This window comes from Pseudomonas sp. B21-019 (assembly GCF_024749225.1).
Classification (GTDB): domain Bacteria; phylum Pseudomonadota; class Gammaproteobacteria; order Pseudomonadales; family Pseudomonadaceae; genus Aquipseudomonas.
The window spans coordinates 4,227,349-4,250,317 of sequence record NZ_CP087193.1 but is presented as its reverse complement, the minus strand read 5'-3'; the positions used below and the strand labels follow the sequence as shown (position 1 = coordinate 4,250,317).

Below are 22,969 nucleotides of genomic sequence, written 5' to 3'. Positions count from 1 at the left end.
GCCCGGGGTGTCGGCCCGGAAACCCGGGTCGGCGTGGCCTTGCCACGCAGCGAAGGGGTGATCGTCGCGCTGCTGGCGGTGCTCAAGGCCGGCGGTGCCTACGTGCCGCTGGACACCAGCTACCCGCGCGAACGCCTGGCCTATCTGATCGAGGATTCGGGGCTGGCGTTGTTGCTCAGCGATTCGTTGGTTTCGGCGCAGTTGCCGGTGGATGATTCGGTCCCGGTGCTGGAGCTCGACCGTCTCGATCTGCGCAGCCAATCCCTCACTGCGCCCAAGGTGCAGCTTGATCCGCAGAACCTCGCTTACGTCATCTACACCTCCGGTTCCACCGGTAACCCCAAAGGCGTGAGCGTCGCCCATGGCCCGCTGGCGATGCATTGCCAGGCCATCGGCGAACGCTATGAAATGCGTGACAGCGACTGCGAATTCCACTTCATGTCCTTCGCCTTCGACGGTGCCCATGAGCGTTGGCTGACAAGCCTGACTCACGGCGCTTCGCTGCTGATTCGCGACGACAGCCTGTGGACCCCGGAACAGACCTACAACGCCATGCGCGAACACGGCGTGACGGTGGTGGCGTTCCCGCCGGTCTACCTGCAGCAACTGGCCGAACACGCCGAGCGTGAAGGCCACCCGCCGAAGGTGCGGATCTACTGCTTCGGCGGCGATGCCGTGCCCAACGCCAGTTTCGAGCGGGTCAAGCGTGCGCTCGATCCGGACTACATCATCAACGGCTACGGCCCGACCGAAACCGTGGTCACGCCGCTGATCTGGAAGGCCGGGCACGACGTACAGTGCGGCGCAGCCTACGCGCCGATCGGCAGTCGCATCGGGGACCGCAGCGCTTACGTGCTGGACGCCGACCTGAACCTGCTGCCCCAAGGCATGGCCGGTGAGCTGTACCTGGGCGGCACCGGCCTGGCCCGGGGTTACCTGAACCGTCCCGGCCTGACGTCTGAGCGGTTTGTTGCCGATCCGTTCAGCGCGGTTGGTGGCTTGCTGTACCGCACCGGCGACCTGGTGCGGCAGCGTGCCGATGGCACGTTCGATTATCTGGATCGCATCGACAACCAGGTGAAAATTCGCGGTTTCCGCATCGAACTGGGGGAAATCGAAGCGCGCCTGCAAGCCCTCGATGGCGTGCGCGAAGCGGTGGTGGTCGCTCAGGAAGGCACCGCCGGCAGCGGCAAGCGCCTGGTGGCTTTTGTGGTCACCGATGTGTTCAATGCCGAACGGGCTGATTTCGCCGACAGCCTGCGCGAGCAACTTAAAGTCGCGCTGCCGGCGCACATGGTCCCGGCGTATTTGCGGCTGCTTGAGCGCCTGCCGCTGACCCCCAACGGCAAACTCGACCGCAAGAACCTGCCCAAGCCGGACGTCAGCCAATTGCAGCAAGCTTATGTGGCGCCGCAAAGTGTTCTGGAGCAGCAACTGGCGACGATCTGGCAGGACGTGCTGAAACTCGATCAGGTTGGTTTGAGCGACAACTTCTTCGAACTGGGCGGCGATTCGATCATCTCGATTCAAGTGGTCAGCCGTGCTCGTCAGGCGGGAATCCGCTTCACGCCAAAAGACCTGTTCCAGCACCAGACCATCCTGGCACTGGCCACGGTGGCGCGGTTGGGTGAGCAGGCTCAGGTCATCGATCAAGGGCCGGTGACCGGCGAACTGGCGTTGTTGCCAGTGCAGCAGGTGTTCTTCACGCAGGCCATCCCCGAGCGTCAGCACTGGAATCAGGCGGTGATGCTCAAGCCGACGAAAACTCTGGAGGCTGCGCTGCTTGAGCAGGCGTTGGGCGCACTGGTTACTCACCACGATGGCTTGCGCTTGAGTTTCGTCGAACAGGTCGAGGGCTGGCAGGCACAGTACCGTGCGCCGGGCAGCCAGACCGAGGCGTTGCTCTGGGCGGTCGACGTTGCCGACGCCACGGCGCTGGAAGCGGTGGCCAACGAAGCGCAACGCAGCCTGAACCTGCAACACGGGCCGCTGCTGCGCGCGGTGCTGGCGAATCTCGATGACGGCACTCAGCGCCTGTTGCTGGCGATCCATCATTTGGTGGTGGACGGCGTGTCGTGGCGGATTCTGTTTGACGATCTGCAAACCGCTTACCGTCAGTTGTTGAGCGGCGAGCCCCTGCAATTGCCGGCCAAAACCAGTGCGGCCAAGGTCTGGGCCGAGCACCTGCAAACCTACGCCCGCAGTGCTGAACTGCACAGCGAACTGGCCTGGTGGCAACAGCAGTTACACGGCGCCGACGTGGCGTTGCCGGTGGACAATCCCGAGGGCGGGCAGCAGAACAAGCATGCACTGACGGTGCGCACGCAACTGAACAAGGAACTGACCCGGCAACTGCTGCAAGACGCTCCGGCGGCGTATCGCACTCAGGTCAACGACCTGCTGCTGACCGCCCTGGCCCGCGTCATGGTGCGCTGGACCGGGACCGACAGCGCGTTGATCCAGCTCGAAGGTCATGGCCGTGAAGAGCTGTTCGACGGCGTTGACCTGACCCGCACCGTCGGCTGGTTCACCAGCCTGTACCCGGCGAAACTGACGCCGGTCGTGGACCTCGGTGGCTCGCTGAAACAGATCAAGGAACAGCTGCGCGCGATCCCGAACAAGGGTCTCGGTTTTGGTGCGCTGGCCCATCTGGGTGACGACGCTGCACGTCAAATCCTCAGCCAATTGCCGGTGCCGTGCCTGACCTTCAACTACCTGGGGCAGTTCGACGGCAGCTTCACCGAAGCCGACGGCGCCTTGTTCGTTCCGTGCAGCGACGCGGCCGGCGATGAACTGGATGCTCGTGCGCCATTGGCCAACCAGTTGGCCCTCAATGGTCAGGTGTATGGCGGTGAACTGAACTTGGGCTGGACCTTCAGCCGCGAACGGTTCAATGAGTCGACCATTCAAGCGCTGGCCGACGATTACGCACTGGAACTGCAAGCGCTGATCGCCCATTGCTGCCAGGTCGGGCAGCACGGGGTTACCCCGTCGGACTTCCCGCTGGCGCGCTTGAGCCAGGCCCAACTTGACGGCTTGCCGCTGGCGCCGCAATCGATCGAAGACCTGTATCCGCTGTCGCCGATGCAGCAGGGCATGTTGTTCCATGCCGTGTACGAGGAAACCACCGGCGATTACATCAACCAGATTCGCCTGGATGTGGAAGGGCTCGACCCCGAGCGTTTCCATCAGGCCTGGCAAGCGGCGGTGGAGGCCCACGATATTCTGCGCACGCGCTTTGTCTGGCAGGGCGAACTGGAAAACCCGGTGCAGGTGGTCTGCAAGCACGCGCAGATGCCTTACAGCCTGCACGATTTACGCGCCCATCCGCAGCGCGATCAGGCCTTGCAGACGCTCGCCGACACGGAACGCCAAGCCCTCAACTTGAGCGCACCGACCTTGTTGCGGTTGGTGATTGCGCGCATCGACGACCACCGTCATCACCTGATCTACACCAACCATCACATCCTGATGGACGGCTGGAGCAACTCGCAGTTGCTCGGCGAAGTGCTGCAGCGTTACAGCGGCCAGTTCAACGGCGCACACAACGGACGTTACCGTGATTACATCGCCTGGCTGCAACGCCAGGACTCGGCGGCCAGCGAAGCGTTCTGGACCCCGGCGCTACACGCGCTGGACGAGCCGACGCGCTTGGCCCAGACCGTCGCGAAACCTCAAGCGTCTATCGACAGCCAAGGTTATGGCGATCATTTCCAGGTGCTGGAGGCCGATCTGACTCTGCGTCTGGGCGAGTTCGCCCGGGCCGCGAAAGTCACCGTCAACACGCTGGTGCAGGCGGCCTGGTTGCTGTTGCTGCAACGCTACACCGGCAAAACCACCGTGGCCTTCGGCGCGACGGTCGCTGGTCGTCCGGCCGACTTGCCGGGTGTCGAGCAACAGATCGGGCTGTTCATCAACACCTTGCCGGTGATCGCCAGCCCTCGGGCCGAGCAATCGCTTACTGGTTGGCTGCAAGCGGTGCAAGGGCAAAACCTGGCGTTGCGCGAGTTCGAACACACCGCGCTGTTCGATATCCAGCGCTGGGCCGGGCAGGGCGGTGAAGCGCTGTTCGACAACATTCTGGTGTTCGAGAACTACCCGATTGCCCAGGCCCTGGAGCAGGGAGCCCCGCAAGGGCTGCGCTTTGGTCCGGTGGCCAGTCGCGAGCAGACCAACTATCCGTTGACCTTGCTGGTGAGCCTCGACACGCAACTGTCGATGCACTTCAGCTATCAGCGCGGCAGTTTTGCGCCGACGACAGTGACGCGATTGGCGACTCATTTGCAGCACTTGTTGAGCCAGATGATCGACGCCGGTGAACGCTGCCTCGGCGAGCTGGTGTTGCTGGATAAAACCGAGCAGCAACAAGTGTTGCTGGACTGGAACCCAGCTGACGAAAGTTTCGCCCAGGAGCTGTGCATTCACCAGTTGATCGACCGCCAGGTCGCCGCCCAACCGGACGCGCTGGCGGTGACCTTCGCGGCCAGACAACTGACTTACGCCGAACTCGACAGCCGCGCCAACCAACTTGCCCACAAGCTGATCGAATTGGGTGTGGGCCCGGAAGTCCGCGTTGGCGTGGCGATGCCGCGTTCCGACAGCCTGCTGGTAGCGCTGCTGGCGGTGCTCAAGGCTGGCGGCGCCTATGTGCCGTTGGACCCGGATTATCCAGCCGACCGCGTGGCCTACATGCTCGAAGACAGCCGCGCTTTGGTGCTGCTGACCGAGCAGGCTATTGCGGCAACATTGAGCATCGCTGCCGAGACACAAGTGTTGTTGATGGACAGCGCCGAGTCGTGGCTGGCCACTTACCCAAGCAGCGCACCGGTCACCCGTATCACGCCGGATAACCTCGCTTATGTGATCTACACCTCCGGCTCCACCGGCAAGCCCAAAGGCGTGGCCATCGCCCATCGCAACGTGCTGGCGCTGATCGACTGGTCGCAATCGGTGTACAACCGCGACGACATTCAGGGTGTACTGGCCTCGACCTCGGTGTGTTTCGACCTGTCGGTCTGGGAGCTGTTTGTCACCCTGGCCAATGGTGGCTCGCTGATCATCGCCCGCAATGCCCTAGAGCTGCCGCAATTGCCGGCGCGGGATCAGGTGCGCCTGATCAACACCGTGCCGTCGGCGATCAATGCGCTGCACAGTGCCGGGCAGATTCCGCCGGGCGTGCGCATCATCAACCTCGCCGGTGAGCCGCTGAAGCAGTCGCTGGTCGACGCGTTGTATCAGCAACCGACCGTGGCGCATGTCTACGACCTCTACGGTCCGTCGGAAGACACCACCTATTCCACCTGGACCCGTCGCGAGGCGGGTGGCAGCGCCAACATTGGTCGGCCGTTGAAGCACACCGCCAGTTACCTGCTGGATGCCGACTTGCAGCCGGTGCCGCTGGGCGTGTCGGCCGAGCTGTATCTGGCCGGTGCCGGTATCACCCGGGGTTACCTGGGGCGGCCGGGCATGACCGCCGAGAAGTACGTGCCGAATCCGTTCGCCAGCAACGGCGAGCGCCTGTACCGCACCGGCGATTTGACCCGTTATCAGGCCGATGGCGTGCTCGAGTACCGAGGCCGAATCGATCATCAAGTGAAGATCCGCGGCTTTCGCATCGAGCTGGGTGAAATCGAAGCGCGCCTGCTGGAGCAGCCCGCGGTCCGCGAAGTGGCGGTGCTGGCGCAGGAAGCCCTGGGCAATCAGCAATTGGTGGCCTACGTCGTTGCGCCGCAACTGGACCTCGATGCCGCCGACGATCAGCAGTCCCTGCGCGATGAACTCAAGACACGGCTCAGGGCGTCCCTGCCGGAATTCATGGTCCCGGCGCACCTGTTGTTCCTCGAACAATTGCCGCTGACGCCCAACGGCAAACTCGACCGCAAGGCGTTGCCGACGGTGGAGGGCGGTCATTTGCAGGTGCGTTATGTCGCCCCGCAGAGCGAGCGGGAGCAGCAGGTCGCGGCGATCTGGCAGCACGTACTGCAAGTCGAGCGTGTCGGCCTGCTGGATCACTTTTTCGAACTGGGCGGCCACTCGTTGCTGGCCGTCAATGTGGTTTCACGCCTGCAACTGGAACTGGGCTTGAAACTGACCCCACAACTGATTTTTCAACACCCCGTACTCACGGATTTCGTCAGCAGTCTGGCAACCGCAGGTGAGCAGGTCGATACGTTGAAACTGAGCAAGCTGGACGCCCTGCTTGACGAAATGGAGGAAGCTTGATGGATACCAATGTCGCTTTGAAGATCGCCCGGCGCTTCATTACTTTGCCGCTCGACAAGCGCAGGGTCTATCTGCAGAAGATGCTCGAGGAGGGCGTTTCGCCGGCGAACCTGCCGATTCCCGAAACACAGTCGCAGTTCGATCCGGTGCCGCTGTCTTTTGCTCAGGAGCGCCAGTGGTTCCTCTGGCAGATGGACCCCGACAGCGCCGCCTACAACATCCCCAGTGCCATGCAATTGCAGGGTGAGCTTGACGTGGCGGCGCTCGAGCGCGGTTTCAATGCGCTGATTGCCCGTCATCAAAGCTTGCGCACGACGTTCCGGCAGCAGGATGAGCAAGCGGTGCAAGTGATTCATCCGCACATGAACCTGACCGTCGCCGTGCATGAACTGGATGAAAGCCCCGATGCCCTGCCGCCAGAGGCGCAGATTCAAGCGTTCGTCGCCGAACAGACCGGGCAGCCGTTCGACCTGATCAACGGGCCGCTGCTGCGCGTCAGCCTCTTGCGCCTTGGCGCGCAGGAGCATGTGCTGACCCTGACCCAGCACCACATCGCCTCGGATGGCGCGTCGATGCGGGTCATGGTCGATGAACTGCTGCAACTGTATAGCGCTTACCGCCAGGGCCACGAACTCGCTTTGCCGCCACTGTCGATCCAGTATGCCGACTATGGCATCTGGCAACGGCACTGGATGGAAGCCGGGGAGCGCGAGCGGCAGCTGGAGTATTGGCAGGCGCACTTGGGCGGCGAACATCCGCTGCTGGAATTGCCCACCGATTACCCGCGCCCGGCGGTGCAGAGCCTGCGTGGCGCCCGTCATGAACTGGCATTGCCGCCGGCACTGGGCGAGCTCCTGAGGGCGTTGGCCAAAAGCGAAAACGTCACCCTGTTCATGCTGTTGCTGGCGTCGTTCCAGACCTTGTTGCATCGCTACAGTGGCCAGGCCGACATCCGCGTCGGCGTGCCCACTGCTAACCGCAACCGGGTCGAGACCGAGCGGCTGATCGGCTTCTTCGTCAACACCCAGGTGCTCAAGACCGAGTTCGATGCTCAGGCCACGTTCAGCACGCTGCTGGCCCAGGTCAAGCAGACCACGATGGCCGCCCAGGCGCATCAGGACCTGCCTTTCGAGCAATTGGTCGAGGCCTTGCAGCCGGAACGCAGCCTGAGCTACAGCCCGCTGTTCCAGGTCATGTACAACCACCAGAGCACCGGCGCCAGCCAAAGCCGCCAGGGCACCGGCGAGTCAGCGCTGACGATCCGCCACTTGCATCAGCCATCGCGCACTGCGCAATTCGACCTGACCCTGGAAACGTTCGACGGCCCCGAGGGCCTCGGCGCACAACTGACCTACGCCACCGACCTGTTTGACGGCGCGACCATCGAACGGCTGGCACGGCATTGGCAAAACCTGCTGGGCAGCCTGGTTGCCGATCCACAGCAGCGGGTGGGCGAACTGGCCCTGCTCGATGAAGCCGAAAAACAGCAGGTGCTGGTCGACTGGAACCGCAGCGCCGCCGAATACCCGACTGACCGCTGCATCTATCAATTGATCGAAGCCCAGGCCCTGCGCACGCCAGAGGCCACGGCGTTGGTGTTCGACGGGCAATCGCTGAGCTACGCCCAGCTCAATCGCCAGGCCAATCAATTGGCCCATCGGCTGATCGAACTGGGCGTCGGCCCGGATCAGTTGGTCGGTATCGCCATCGACCGCAGCCTGGAAATGCTGATCGGACTGTTGGCGATTCTCAAGGCGGGCGGTGCCTACGTGCCGCTGGACCCGCAATACCCTGAAGACCGTCTGGCGCACATGATCGAGGACAGCGGTCTGCAACTGCTGCTGACCCAGGCGCATTTGACCGGGCACTTGCCGATTCCGACCGGCGTGCAAACCCTGTTGCTCGACCCGCAAGGCGAACACGCCCGCGGTTACAGCGAAGCTGATCCGCAGGTATCGCTCAGCGGTGAACACCTGGCGTATGCGATTTACACCTCCGGCTCCACCGGCAAGCCTAAAGGGGTGATGGTGCGCCATCAGGCGCTGGTGAATTTCGTGGTGAGCATGGTCAAGGCGCCGGGCATTGATGCCCGGGACCGCATGCTGTCGCTTACCACGTTCTCGTTCGATATTTTCGGCCTGGAAATCTACGGCCCGCTGCTCAGCGGTGCCCGCGTGGTGCTGGTGGACAAGCAAACCGCGCAGGATCCGCAAGCGCTGCTGGAGATGATCCGGCAACAGGAGGTCACGGTGGTGCAAGCCACGCCGTCGACTTGGCGCATGTTGCTCGACCACGAACAGGCGCCCATCCTCCAGGGTTGTAAATTCCTCTGCGGCGGCGAAGCGCTGGCCGATGACCTGGCCCAGCGCATGCTCGGTCTGGCGGGGCAGGTCTGGAACCTTTATGGCCCGACCGAAACCACCATCTGGTCGGCGGCCTGGCAGTTGACCCGCGAGCAGCGCCAGCCGTACCTCGGCAAACCGATTGCCAATACCACGCTGTACATTTTGGGCGACGATCTGGCGCCGAACCCGGCGGGCTCGATTGGTGAACTGCTGATCGGTGGAGACGGCCTGGCCCGTGGGTATCACCACCGTGCGGCAATGACCGCCGAGCGCTTCCTGCCCGACCCGTTCGGCAACGGCGCGCGGCTGTACCGCACCGGCGACCTGGCGCGCCATCGTCACGACGGCGTACTCGAATACATGGGGCGCATTGACCATCAAGTGAAGATCCGCGGTTTCCGCATCGAACTGGGTGAAATCGAAGCGCGTCTGCTGGAGCAGCCAGCGGTCCGCGAAGTGGCGGTGCTGGCGCAGGAAGCCCTGGGCAGCCAGCAACTGGTGGCCTATGTGGTCGCACCGCAACTGGACCTCGATGCCGCCGACGATCAACTGCGTCTGCGCGATGAACTCAAGACGCGGCTCAAGGAATGCCTGCCGGAATTCATGGTTCCGGCGCATGTGCTGTTCCTCGCCAGCCTGCCGCTGACGCCTAACGGCAAACTCAATCGCAAGGCGTTGCCGGCGGTGGACGCCAGCCAGTTGCAGGCGCGGTATGTCGCGCCGCAGAGCGAACGGCAACAGCAAGTCGCCGCCATCTGGCAGGACGTGCTGAAGCTGGACCGCGTGGGCCTCACCGACAACTTCTTCGAGCTGGGCGGGCACTCTCTGCTGGTGACCCAAGTGGTGTCGCGGGTGCGGCGGGTGCTGGACATCCAGGTGCCGTTGCGCAGCCTGTTCGAGCACAGCACCCTGGAGGATTTCGTCCAGGCACTGGGCGCCGAACCGGGCGAGCAGTCGCCGCCGATGACTCGGGTTGACCGTAACCAACCGCTGGCGCTGTCCTTTGCCCAGGAACGCCAATGGTTCCTGTGGAAAATGGACCCCGACAGCGCCGCCTACAACATCCCGACTGCGCTGCGGATGCGCGGCGAGCTGGACAAAAACGCCCTGCAACGCAGCTTCGAGGCGTTGGTGGAGCGCCACGAAAGTTTGCGCACGGCATTCGTCGAGGAAGATGGCCACACCTGGCAGGTGATCCGCCCGCAAGGTCGCATCAGTTTTGTCGAGCAACGTCTGGCTGCCAGCGATGAAGCGAGCATCAGGGTCTTCGTCGAACAGGAGACGCAACGCCCGTTCGATGTGCTCGACGGCTCGTTGGTGCGCTTCGTTCTACTGCAGGTGGGCGAGCAGGATCACGTGCTGATTCTGACCCTGCACCACATCGTCTCCGACGCCTGGTCGTTGCAGGTGATGATCGATGACCTGATGGCCCTGTATGCGGCGATCAGCCAAGGCCGGCCGGCTGAACTGCCGCCATTGCCGGTGCAGTACGCCGACTACGCGGTGTGGCAGCGTCAATGGATGGCCGCCGGCGAACGGGATCGGCAGTTGGCCTACTGGCGCGAAAAACTCGGCAGCGAACAGCCGCTGCTGGAGCTGCCACTGGATCATCCGCGTCCGGCGCAGCAAAGTTTTCGCGGGGCGCGTCTGCCGATCACCCTCGACGAATCCCTGAGCAATGCCCTGAAGGCCTTGGCCCGGCGTGAAAGCGTCACGCTGTTCATGCTGTTGCTCGGCTCGTTCCAGACCTTGCTGCATCGCTACAGCGGCCAGGCCGATATCCGCGTTGGTGTACCGATTGCCAACCGCAACCGCCTGGAAACCGAGCGTCTGATCGGCTTCTTCGTCAATACCCAGGTGCTGCGCGCCGAGTTCGACGGCCAGCTGACGGGCGCGCAATTGCTGCAACAGGTGAAGCAGACGGCCATGGCGGCGCAGATGCATCAGGACCTGCCGTTCGAGCAACTGGTCGATGCGCTGCAACCGCAACGCAACCTGAGCCACAGCCCGCTGTTCCAGGCGATGTTCAACCATCGCAGCGAAGCGGCCTCAACGCTGGCCGAATCGTTGCCGGGCATCGAGCTGGCAAACCTCAGTTGGGAACACCGCACCGCGCAGTTCGACCTGACCCTGGACACCAGTGATAACCCGCAAGGCCTGCACGCCTCGCTGACCTACGCCACTGATTTGTTCGAGCCATCGACCATCGAGCGCATGGGCCGGCATTGGCTGAACCTGTTGCAGGGCCTGGTCGAGGACATCCACCGTCCGGTCGGGCAATTGGCGTTGCTCGATGACCGCGAGCGACAACTGACAGTCGTCGACTGGAACGCCACCGCCGTCGACTACCCGTTGCATCGCAGCGTGCAGGCGCTGATCGAAGAACAGGTCGGTAAAACCCCGCAGGCGTGTGCGCTGGTGTTTGCCGAGCAACGCTTGAGCTACGCCGAACTCAATGGCCGCGCCAACCAACTGGCTCACGTGCTGATCGAGCAGGGTGTCGGCCCGGATGTGCTGGTGGGCATCGCGGTCGAGCGGTCGGTGGAAATGGTCGTGGGCCTGTTGGCGATTCTCAAGGCCGGCGGTGCTTATTTGCCGCTGGACCCGGAGTACCCGCAGGAACGTTTGGCCTACATGTTTGAAGACAGCGGCATCCAATTGTTGCTGACCCAGAGCCATTTGCTTGAGCAATTGCCGATTCCGGCCGACATTCGCAGCCTGGTGCTGGATCAGGACGGTGACTGGCTGGAAGGCCGCAGCGACGCCAACCCTGGCATTGACCTCGACGGCGAAAACCTCGCTTATGTGATCTACACCTCGGGCTCCACTGGCAAACCCAAAGGTGCGGGCAACCGTCATTCGGCACTGGTCAATCGCCTGTGCTGGATGCAACAGGCCTATCGGCTCGACGCCACGGACAGTGTGCTGCAAAAAACGCCGTTCAGTTTTGACGTGTCGGTCTGGGAGTTCTTCTGGCCGCTGTTGACCGGTTCGACCCTGGTGGTGGCTGCGCCGGGTGTTCATCGTGATCCGGCGCAGTTGATCGAATTGATCACCGCGCAACGCATCACCACGCTGCACTTTGTGCCGTCGATGTTGCAGGCGTTCCTGCAAGACCCTTCGGTGGGCCAGTGCAGCAGCCTGACCCGCATCGTCTGCAGTGGTGAAGCCCTGCAAGTGGATGCGCAGCAGCAAGTGTTTGCCAAGCTGCCGAATGCCGGTTTGTACAACCTCTATGGCCCGACGGAAGCGGCCATCGACGTCACGCACTGGACGTGCATCGAGGAAGGGCGCGACAGCGTGCCGATCGGCCAGCCGATCGCCAACCTGGGCACTTACATTCTCGATCACGAGTTGTCGCCGGTGCCGGTGGGCGTGGTTGGCGAGTTGTACCTGGGCGGCGAAGGCCTGGCCCGGGGTTATCACCGTCGCCCGTCGCTCACGGCGGAGCGCTTCGCGACCAGCCCGTTCGGTGACGGCCAGCGTCTGTACCGCACTGGCGACCTGGCGCGTTATCGCGCCGACGGGGTGATCGAATACGCCGGGCGCATGGACCATCAGGTGAAAATCCGTGGCTTGCGCATCGAGTTGGGCGAGATCGAAGCGCGCCTGGCCGAACACGCCGAAGTCCGTGAAACCGTGGTGATCGCCCAGGACGGCACGCTGCTGGTGGCGTATGTGGTGCCGGCCCGCGACGCATTGCTGCACGCCGACGACGAAACTCGCAACGCCTTGCAGCGCAGCCTCAAGGAACACCTGAGCCAGACATTGCCGGACTACATGGTCCCGCAGCATTGGCTGTGGCTGGAAAAAATGCCGGTCAGTCCCAACGGCAAACTGGAACGCAAGGCGTTGCCCAAGGCCGACACCACGGCCAGCAGCAAGGCTTACACCGCACCGACCAGCGCTATCGAACAAGCGCTGGTGGAGATCTGGCAAAGCGTGCTGGGTCGGCCGCAGGTGGGAATCAGCGACAACTTCTTCGAGCTGGGCGGCGATTCGATCATCTCGATCCAGGTGGTCAGCCGGGCGCGTCAGGCGGGGATTCATTTCAGCCCCAAAGACCTGTTCCTGCACCAGAACGTACAAAGCCTCGCGGCGGTGGCGAAGGTCGGCGACAGCGGCTTGCGCATCGACCAGGGCCCGGTCACTGGCGATACGCCGTTGCTGCCATTCCAGCAGTTGTTCTTTGAGCGCGAGATGGCCGAGCCGCACCACTGGAATCAGTCGGTGCTGCTCAAGCCAGCCAAACCGCTGCACGCCCAACACCTGGAGCGTGCGTTGCAGGCACTGGTCAGCCATCACGACGCGTTGCGTCTGGCGTTCACCCGTCAGGGTAATAAATGGACCGCGCAGCATCGCTCCCCGGCCGAGCAACAGGCGCTCTGGCAACAGTCGCCGCTGCTGTGGACCGCCGATGTCGCCGATGCGGCGGCACTCGAACAGTTGGGCGAACAGGCACAGCGCAGCCTCGAACTGGCGAACGGTAATCTGCTGCGCGCGGTGCTGGCGAACATGGCCGATGGCAGTCAGCGTCTGCTGTTGGTGATCCATCACCTGGTGGTCGACGGCGTGTCCTGGCGGATTCTGCTCGAAGACCTGCAACAAGCCTACGAGCAGTTGCAGGCGGACCAAACGCTCAAATTGCCGGCCAAGACCAGCGCCACCCAGGCCTGGGCGCGACGCTTGCAACAACACGCCGACAGCCCGGCGATGCAGGCTCAGCTGAGGTTCTGGCAAGGGCAATTGCAGGATGCGCGCAATGACTTGCCCTGCGATCGACCGCAGGGCGAGTTGCACAACCGCCACGCCTTGCATGTGCACACCCGCCTGGACAAACAGCAGACCCGCCAGCTGTTGCAGGAGGCACCGGCGGCCTATCGCACGCAGGTCAACGACCTGTTGTTGACGGCGCTGGCGCGGGTGATTGCGGACTGGACGGGCGACGCCTCGACCCTGATCCAGCTCGAAGGCCACGGTCGCGAGGCGCTGTTCGACGAACTCGATTTGAGCCGTAGCGTGGGTTGGTTCACCAGTCTGTTCCCGGTTCGGCTGACCCCGGCGAGCACGCCGCAGGACTCGATCAAGACGATCAAAGAACAACTGCGGGCGATCCCCGATAAAGGCCTGGGCTTTGGCGCGTTGCGCTACCTGGGCAACGACCGCACCCGCCAGGCGCTGCAAGCCTTGCCCGTGCCGCGCATTACCTTCAACTACCTCGGCCAGTTCGATGCCGGGTTCGGCGACGAGGCGGGCGCACTGTTCACCCCGGCCAGCGAATCGGCGGGCGCGGAGCAAAGTCCGCTGGCACCGCTGGACAATTGGCTGACCCTCAATGGCCGGGTGTATGGCGGCGAATTGAGTATCGGCTGGACGTTCAGCGGGCAGATGTTCGATCAGTCGACCATCGCCCGATTGGCGCAGGCTTATGCGCAGGAACTGGGGCTGTTGATCGAGCACTGCTGTGAGGCTCGGCATCAGGGCCTGACGCCGTCGGACTTCCCGCTGGCCGGGTTGACGCAACGCCAGCTCGATGCGTTGCCCGTGACGCCACGCCAGGTCGAAGACATTTACCCGCTGTCACCGATGCAGCAAGGCATGCTGTTCCATACCCTCTACGAGCAGCAGGCCGGCGATTACATCAATCAGCTGTGCGTGGACGTCGAAGGCTTGAACGTCGAGCGTTTCCGCGAGGCCTGGCAAGCGGCAATGGATGCGCACGATGTGCTGCGCAGCAGTTTTGTCTGGGACGGCGAGTTCAAGCGTCCGTTGCAGGTGATCCACAAGCAACTGGCCGTGCCGTTCACCTTCCATGACTGGCGCGCCCGGAGCGATGTGGCCATGGCGCTCAGCGAACTGGCGGCCGCGCAGCGCCAGCAGGGTTTTGACCTTGCCGCCGCACCGTTGCTGAACCTGACGGTAGTGCGTCTCGACACCGCGCGTTTTCACCTGATCTACACCAGCCATCACATCTTGATGGACGGCTGGAGCAATTCGCAGCTGCTCGGGGAAGTGCTGCAACGCTACAGCGGCCAGGTGCCGGCGAACACGGCGGGGCGTTATCGCGACTACATCGAATGGCTGACGCAACAGGACGCGCAGGTCACCGAAGGTTTCTGGAAGGGCCAGTTGGCCGCGTTCGATGAGCCGACCCGGTTGGCCAAGGCGCTGGTGTGGACCGGCAGCGATGCGGCCAACACCGCTCAAGGCGAGCACTTCCTGACCCTGGACCAGGCGCAGACCGCCGGGCTCAATGGCTTGGCGCGGGAACAGAAAGTCACCCTCAACACCCTGGTGCAAGCCGCCTGGTTGCTGCTGTTGCAACGCTATACCGGGCTGGACACGGTCAGCTTCGGCGCCACGGTGTCCGGACGTCCGGCGCAACTGGCCGGGGTCGAACAGCAGATCGGCCTGTTCATCAACACCTTGCCGGTGGTCGCCAGCCCTCGGGCCGAACAGCCGCTGGCGCAGTGGTTGCAACAGGTGCAGGCGCAGAACCTGGCCTTGCGTGAGCAAGAACACACCGCGCTGTTCGACATCCAGCGTTGGGCCGGGCAGGGCGGCGAAGCCCTGTTCGACAACATACTGGTGTTCGAGAACTACCCGATCTCCGAAGCCCTGCAACAGGGCGCACCGCAAGATCTGCGCTTCGGTGAAGTGGGTAACTTCGAACAAACCAATTACCCGTTGACCTTGTCGGCAAACCTCGGCGCCGAGTTGTCGTTTCAACTGAGTTTCGATCGTCAGCAGTTCGATGACGCCGCGATTGAACAACTGGCCGGGCATCTCGCGCACCTGCTGTTGCAGATGGTCGAGGCACCTGCCGCCAGTGCCGTGGGCGATCTGGCCCTGGTCTCGACCGCTGTGCGCGAGCCGCTGGCGCTACCGGTCGATGAGGTGTGCGTGCAGCGTTTGTTTGAGCTGCAAGCCGAACGCACGCCGGACGCATGGGCGCTGATTTTCGACGAGCAACGCCTGAGTTATGCCCAGCTCAATGCCCAGGCCAACCAATTGGCCCGCGTGCTGCTGCAACACGGCGTCGGCCCCGAAGTGCTGGTGGGCATTGCGGTCGAGCGTTCGACGCAGATGATCATCAGCCTGCTGGCGGTGCTCAAGGCCGGTGGCGCCTACGTACCGCTGGATCCGGAGTACCCGGCCGAGCGACTGAGCGCGATGATCGAGGACAGCGGTCTGCGCGTGCTGTTGACCCAAAGCCACCTCGCGCCGAAGTTGCCAGAAGCTGCGGGTGTGACCGTCCTGCGCCTGGATCAACTGGATTACCCTACCCGGACCGACAATCTGCCGCAGCGCAGTGGCCCGCAAAACCTGGCGTATGTGATGTTCACCTCGGGCTCCACCGGGCGCCCGAAAGGCGTTGGCATCACTCAATCGGCGCTGACCCGTCATGCCCGGGTGGCCCTGGATTTCCTCGGGCTCACGCCGCAGGACCGCTCGCTGCAATTTGCCACGTTCAACTTCGATGCCTTTGTCGAGCAGCTTTACCCGGCGCTGATTTGCGGTGCCTCGGTGGTGCTGCGCGGGCCGGACATCTGGGACAGCGAAACCTGGTATCGCGAATTGCTCGACAAGCAGTTCAGCGTCAGCGACCTGACCACTGCCTACTGGAATATGTTGGCCAAGGACCTCGCGGCGGCGGGTCATCGTGACTATGGCGCGTTGCGCCAGGTGATCGTCGGTGGCGAAGCCATGCCGCCGGAAGGTGTTGCCGCCTGGGGCCGGGCCGGGCTGGGTCATGTGCGCCTGCTGAACACCTACGGCCCGACCGAAGCCACGGTCAGCGCCACGCTGCTCGATTGCAGCGACTACGTGTCCGGCCGCAACCCGTTGCCGGTGACCATGCCTATTGGCCGGGCGTTGGGCGGCCGGGCGATTCATGTACTCGACACCCAGGGCCAGCCGGCGCCGGCCGGTGTGGTCGGTGAACTGGTGATTGGCGGTGAGCTGCTCGCACGGGGCTACTTCCAGCGCCCGGAATTGACCGCCGAGCGCTTCATTCCCGACCCGTTCGATCCACTGGGCGGTGGCCGCGTGTACCGCACCGGCGACCTCGCGCGTTATCGCGCCGACGGCGTGATCGAGTACGTCGGGCGGGTCGATCATCAAGTGAAGATTCGTGGTTTGCGCATCGAGCTCGGTGAAATAGAAACCCATCTGCTGCGGGTTCCTGCGGTGCGTCAGGCACTGGTGGTGGCGCAACCGGGCGCCATCGGTCAGCAATTGGTGGCGTACGTGGTGTTCGACGATCCGGCGCAAGCCAGTGCCGATTCGTCCACGCTGGCGGCGTTGCGCGGTGACATCAAGGCACGCCTGAAGGCCAGCCTGCCGGATTACATGGTTCCGGCCCATGTACTGTTCCTCGAATGCCTGCCCCTGAGCCCGAATGGCAAGATCGATCGCAAGGCCTTGCCGGGCGTCGATGCCAGTCTGCTGGCGTCGGACTTTGTCGCGCCTGAAGGTGCATTGGAACAGCAGATCGCCACGGTCTGGCAGGACGTACTGGAACTGGACCGGGTCGGCCGCGACGATCACTTTTTCGAACTGGGCGGGCATTCCCTGCTCGCGACGCAAGCGGTCTCGCGCCTGCGCAAACTCACGGACTGTACCTTGAGCCTGCGCGACCTGTTCAGCCATCCGCGACTCAAGGACCTGGCGGAGTGGATCGCGCGGCAGCAGGGCACACCTGAGCCGAACGGCCACGGTGTGGTGCTCAAGGCCCATGACAGCCGGCACAGCGCACCGTTGTCGCTGGTGCAGCGTCGCTTGTGGATCGCCGAGCAATTGTCCGGCGGCACCGCGGCCTATGGCATGCCGATGGCCTTGCGTTTGCGTGGTGAGTTGTCGGTGGAACGGCTGATCAGCAGTTTCGCCGAGGTGGTGCGCCGCCATGAAGTACTGCGCACCGCGTATACCCAGGACGATGAAGGTGACCCGATTGCCGTGATCGCCGAGCAGGTTGAACTGGATTTCCCGGTGATCGATTTGTCCGGTCTGTCCCGCAGTGCCCAGGAAGAATGGGTGGCACAAGCGGCACTGGAAAACGCGCGCACGCCGATTGATATGGAACACGCACCGCTGTTGCGTGGGCGGATCCTGCACCTGGGGCCGACCGAGCATGTGATGCTGTATGCGATGCACCACATCATTTCCGATGGCTGGTCGATGGGCTTGCTGGTCAACGAACTGGTGCAGATTTACCACCGCACCAAGGCCGGTGACCTGACCCCGTTGCCGGCGCTGGAGGTGCAGTATTCCGACTTCGCGCTGTGGCAGCAGGAGCTGGAACAGCAAGGCGTGCTGGCGCGTCAGGCCGAGTACTGGAAAGCGCGGCTCGCGGGCTATGACGGGCAACTGAAGTTGCCATCGGACAACCCCCGTGGCTTGACACCGTCCTATGCGGGTGACTCGGTGCAGTTCCAGCTCACCACGCCACTCAGCACGGCCTTGCGCCAGTTGTCGATGGACGCGGGCGTCACGCTGTACAGCACGCTGCTGGCCTCGTTCCAGGTGTTGTTGCACCAGGTCAGCGGCGTTGCGGATGTGTTGGTCGGCGCCGACGTGGCCGGGCGTGAACAGCCGGAGCTTGAACGGTTGATCGGCTTCTTCGTCAACGTCTTGCCGTTGCGTTCGCAGTTCGACGCCACCACGCCGTTCGCCCGATTCCTGGGCCAGACCCAGGAATCCCTACTCAGTGCCCTGGAGCATCAGGACCTGCCGTTCGACATGATCGTTGACGCCTCGGACGTGCCGCGGCACAAGGGCATGAACCCGCTGGTGCAAGTGTTGTTCGTGATGAACAACCTGCCGGGACGCACCCAGGCCATCGGCGGTTTGAGCGTGGAATCGCTGCCGGCGCTGGAGACCCATTCTAAATTCGACATGGCGTTGTTCGTTGACGATGAAGCAGGGCAATTGCTGGGTAATTGGCAATTCGCCACAACCTTGTTCGGACACGAGCGCATCCAGTACCTGGTGAAGGCCTGGATAGCCCTGTTGGAACAGATCGTCGCTGATCAGGACATTCAATTGGGAGCTATCAGCATGCCAGTCGACAATTTAGCGGTGGCCACCAAGCCTGCCGTCCCCGGACCCAAGGCCGACAAACTCGGTAAGTTCCTCAAGCGCGGCGCCGCCCCGGCGGCCAAGGCCCGACCGACGCCGATCCGCGAATCGCTGATCGCTGCGCCACAGCCGTTCCCGCTGCTGCTGGAACCGAATGAGCCGCATCTGGACTTGATCGAGTGGATCAACAACAACCGGCCGCTGATCGAAGAAAAACTCGCCAGGCACGCCGGGATTCTGTTCCGTGGTTTCGAACTGGACGGCATTCAGGGCTTCGAGGCGTTTGCCGAAGCGATCCAGCCAGGGCTTTACGGCCAGTACGGCGATCTGCCGAAGAAAGAGGGCGGCAAGAACACCTACCGCTCCACGCCGTACCCGGAACGCAAGATGATCCTGTTCCACAACGAGAGCTCCCATCAGGACCGCTGGCCGCGCAAGCAAATGTTCTATTGCGAGCAAGCCGCGCCCATTGGCGGTGCGACTCCGGTGGTGGATTGTCGGTTGATGTACGAAAAACTGCCGGCGGACCTGCGCGACAGGTTCGAGGAAAAAGGCCTGCTTTACGTGCGCACCTTCACCGACAACCTCGACGTGTCCTGGCAGCACTTCTTCAAGACTGAAGACCGTGCCGAAGTCGAGGCCCGTTGCCGGGCCGGCGGCATCGAATGGCGCTGGCTCGAGAACAACGAATTGCAAACCCGCACCCCAGGCCCGGCCATCATTCGTCACCCGGTGACCGGCGCCAAATCGTTCTTCAACCAGGTGCAACTGCATCACATCTATTGGCTGGAGCCGGACGTGCGGGAAGACCTGTTGTCGATGTTCGGCCTGGACCGCTTGCCGCGCCACGTGTTCTACGGCGACGGCACGCCGATCGAAGACGAAGTGATGCAACGCATCGGTGACTTGTACGAAGAATGCGCGGTGCGTTTCGACTGGCAAAAAGGCGACGCCATCCTGCTGGACAATATGCTGGTGGCCCACGCCCGTGACCCGTTCGAAGGCCCGCGCAAGATTGTCGTGGCCATGGGCGACATGTTCGACCGCAGCGCCCTTGAACGCGAAATGAACACCGAGGAAACCGGAGCATGAACGAGGTATCGATGGACCAGCAGGACCTGGGTTACGCCTTGACGCCTGAACAGCAACGGTGGCTGGAGCAGTTGCCCAAGGCCCCGGCCTGTGGTGATGCGCTGCATTTCCTGGAGATCGAGATCCGCGGCGCCCTCGATCCGCAGCGGGTGCAAAACGCACTGGATCGCTTGCTGGCGCAACAGCCGATGCTGGTTGCGCGGCTGGGCAAGGCGCCGGGATTCCATGGTGTCCGACAGTTCGTCGGGGGGGCGGAGCGCTACCCGCTGAGCGTGCAGGCGCGGGTCGATACCCCGGCCGGTATTCAGGCTCAGCTCAGCGAATGGGCGGAACGTGCTTTTGTCGTCGGTGAATCCGAAGGCGCGCAAGCGGTGCTCTATCGCCTGGCCGATGATCAATGGAAATTGGTCTTGGGCCTGGCCCGGCACAGCCTCGATCAAAGCGGCGTGCGGTTGCTGTATCAGCAATTGGTGCGGGCCTATGGGCAACAGTCGGCGGCGGACGACGAAGAGACCGGTGAATTCACCCAGTACCTGGAATGGCGCAGTGAAGTGGTGCTCGACGAAGACGCGGCCGGCGCACGTACTTACTGGCAGGAACACCTGCAAGGCGCCGATCCCGATTTGAGTACTCCGTGGCTGGCCTATCGCAACGCGAATCCTGGATTGTCGTCGGCCACTGAATCGCTGGCGCTCACGCTCGATCCGGCACTGCGCAGCGGTTTGCAGCAAGTGGTCGGGGCGTTGGAGCAATCGCCGAGTGTGGTGCTGCAAGCGGCCTGGTGGCTGTTGCTGGGTCGGCTCAGCGGGCATCAACAGGTGCTGGTCGGGGTGCGGCATGACAGTCGCGAAGATTACCAATACTTCAGTAATGCCGTGGGCGTGTTCGAGAAAACCCTGCCGCTGAACCTGTCACTGACGGCGAATGCAGCATTCAGCACTTGGGTGGCGGAGTTGGCGGCGCGCCTGGATGAGCACCGTACGTGGCAGGAATACTGGTCGCCTGAACTGGCGCCGACGGCGGCTCGCCCGGCCTATGGTTTTGCCGTGTGCCGGGCCATGCAAGCCGCGACGTCCGCTGATCTGCAATGGACTCCGCGTTTGGCGGTGCGCGAAGCACGGTTTGAATTAATGCTTGAACTGGAAACGGACGAGGCGGGCAGCGCCCACGGGTTCCACCTGCATTACACCCCGTCCCGTTACTCGGTTCAGGCGATGGAAGGGTTGCTGGAGCAGCTGCGCGTATTGCTCGAAAACATCGTTGCCAATCTTCACGCCGAACTCGGTCAACTGAACGTGTTGGGAGCCGCCGAACAACAGCGCTTGCTGTCGATAAACCCGCCAGCGCGAGCACGGGTCGATAGCCGGTTCTTGCCGCAGCGCATTGCCGACTGGGCCCGGACCACGCCGCAAGCCATCGCCTTGACTGACGGCGATCGACGCCTGAGTTACGGGCAGTTGCAGACGAAGGTCGAGGTGTTGGCCCAGGCATTAAAAGCCCAGGGCATGGCGCCGGGGGCTATCGTCGCGCTGGCCTTGCCACGCTCGGCGGAGCTGGTGATCGCCATGCTCGCGGCGTGGCGCATCGGCGCCGCGTACCTGCCGCTGGACCCGCAATGGCCGCAAGCCCGTCAAGCCTTGATGCTGGAACAGGCCGGCGCTGCGTTGCTGCTGGTGGACGCCGGGCACATCGCGCAATGGCACGATTATCCGTTGCCTCTGGCGACCGTGGATCGTGTGCTGCAATCGACCCCGGCGAGCACGTCGGCCATCACCCACGATACACAGGGCGATCAGGCGGCGTACGTGCTGTTCACCTCCGGCTCCACCGGTATGCCGAAAGGCGTGGTCATCGAGCACCGGCAATTGCTCAATTACACCGCTCACGTCAGCCAGGCCCTGGGGCTGGATCAATGCCAGCAGTTTGGTTTCACCTCCACGGTGGCGGCGGACCTGGGCAACACGGCGCTGTTCGGCGCCTTGTTCAACGGCGCCGCGCTGCATGTGGCCAGCGATGAGCAAATGCAGGACGGCAATTTGTTTGCCGACTTCCTGCAACGGCAAGCCATCGATTGCCTGAAGATCGTTCCGTCGCACCTGGCCGCGCTGCTCGACAGCGAACGCGCGCAACTGCCGCGCACGCTGGTGCTGGGCGGTGAGCCGATTGCCCAGGCATTGGTGCAACGGATCGCCGGTTTGCGCAGTGATTGCCGGGTGTTCAATCACTACGGCCCGACCGAGGCCACGGTTGGCGTGCTGGTTCATCCGCTGGATCTGGAGGCGGCTGTGCCTGACGCCGGCGTGCTGTCCCGGGTGTTGGGCAACAATCAGGTGTTTGTACTCGACGATAACCTGCAACTGGCACCGGTCGGTGTGCTGGGCGAGTTGTACCTCGGCGGCGCGCAGTTGTGTCGTGGCTACGTGAATGTCGAGGCCGATTCGCAAGTGTTCATCCAGAGCCCGTTCAATCCGCAGGAGCGCCTGTACCGCACCGGCGACCTGGCCCGCTATCGCCCGGATCTGGCGATTGCGTTGCACGGTCGGCGCGATCAGCAAATCAAGGTACGGGGTTTTCGCATCGAACTGGCAGAGATCGAAGCCGAGTTACTGCGTGTGCCGCAGGTCGCGCAAGCACTGGTGTTGCCGGGGCCGTCCGCACAAGACGGGATGCTCGCGTTCATCGTGCCGCATCAGGCGCCTTCGGCGACTTTGCTCGATGCCGTTCGCGACGAACTGGCGCTGCGTCTGCCCAGTGTGATGCTGCCGCAGCACTTGCAGTTGATCGACAGCTTCCCGCGACTGGCTAACGGCAAGGTTGACCGCAAGGCCTTGCAACAACTCGCGTCCACCTCGGCTGACGATGAAGGCATGCAGCCCCGCGATGCTCTTGAACAATTGCTGGTGACGCGCATGGCGCAGTTGCTGGGGGTTGGGCGTCTGGGCATCGACCGGGATTTTTTCGCCGCCGGGGGCCATTCCTTGCTGGTGATCAAACTGGTGGCCGGCATTCGCAAGTTGTTGCAGTGCGAAATCCAGCCGGGCGTGGTGTTTGACCATCCGACCGTGGCGGGTCTGGCGGCGGCGTTGCGCTCCCGAGAAAGCAGTCCGGGTCAGTTGGAGAAAATCGCCCAGGCGCGGTTGCGTCTGGACAACATGAGCCCCGAAGAAAAAGCGTTGCTCACCGAAAAAGCCCGGCAACTGCAGAACGCCAAGGCTGCACAAAACGGTTGA

At 63.2% G+C, this 22,969-nt stretch carries 3 protein-coding genes (1 of these 3 cut by a window edge); all 3 read left to right on the top strand.

All coding sequences use genetic code 11. The annotated features are described in order from the left end of the window. Tightly spaced (each overlapping or abutting the next), the 3 genes in view from LOY36_RS18795 to LOY36_RS18785 form a layout consistent with a single transcriptional unit that may run on beyond the window. Positions 1–6,222 carry the 3' portion of a non-ribosomal peptide synthetase gene (locus LOY36_RS18795; RefSeq protein ID WP_258670092.1) on the top strand. 6,159 nt of this gene lie to the left of the window's left edge, so only the last 6,222 of its 12,381 coding nucleotides appear in the window; its start codon lies off the left edge, out of view; its stop codon occupies positions 6,220–6,222. Beyond that, a complete protein-coding gene (locus LOY36_RS18790; protein ID WP_258670087.1) occupies positions 6,222–19,739 on the top strand; it encodes a non-ribosomal peptide synthase/polyketide synthase in 13,518 nt (4,505 codons plus the stop codon). Before LOY36_RS18795 ends, LOY36_RS18790 begins: the two co-directional genes overlap by 1 nt. Then, positions 19,736–22,969, top strand: coding sequence for an amino acid adenylation domain-containing protein (locus tag LOY36_RS18785; RefSeq protein WP_258670069.1), 3,234 nt, complete (start codon positions 19,736–19,738; stop codon positions 22,967–22,969). Before LOY36_RS18790 ends, LOY36_RS18785 begins: the two co-directional genes overlap by 4 nt.

What these genes read in the sequence shown, in the direction of transcription:
- LOY36_RS18785 (WP_258670069.1), top strand. Translation starts at nt 19,736, where the DNA reads ATGAACGAGGTATCGATGGACCAGCAGGACCTGGGTTACGCCTTGACG.
- LOY36_RS18790 (WP_258670087.1), top strand. Translation starts at nt 6,222, where the DNA reads ATGGATACCAATGTCGCTTTGAAGATCGCCCGGCGCTTCATTACTTTG.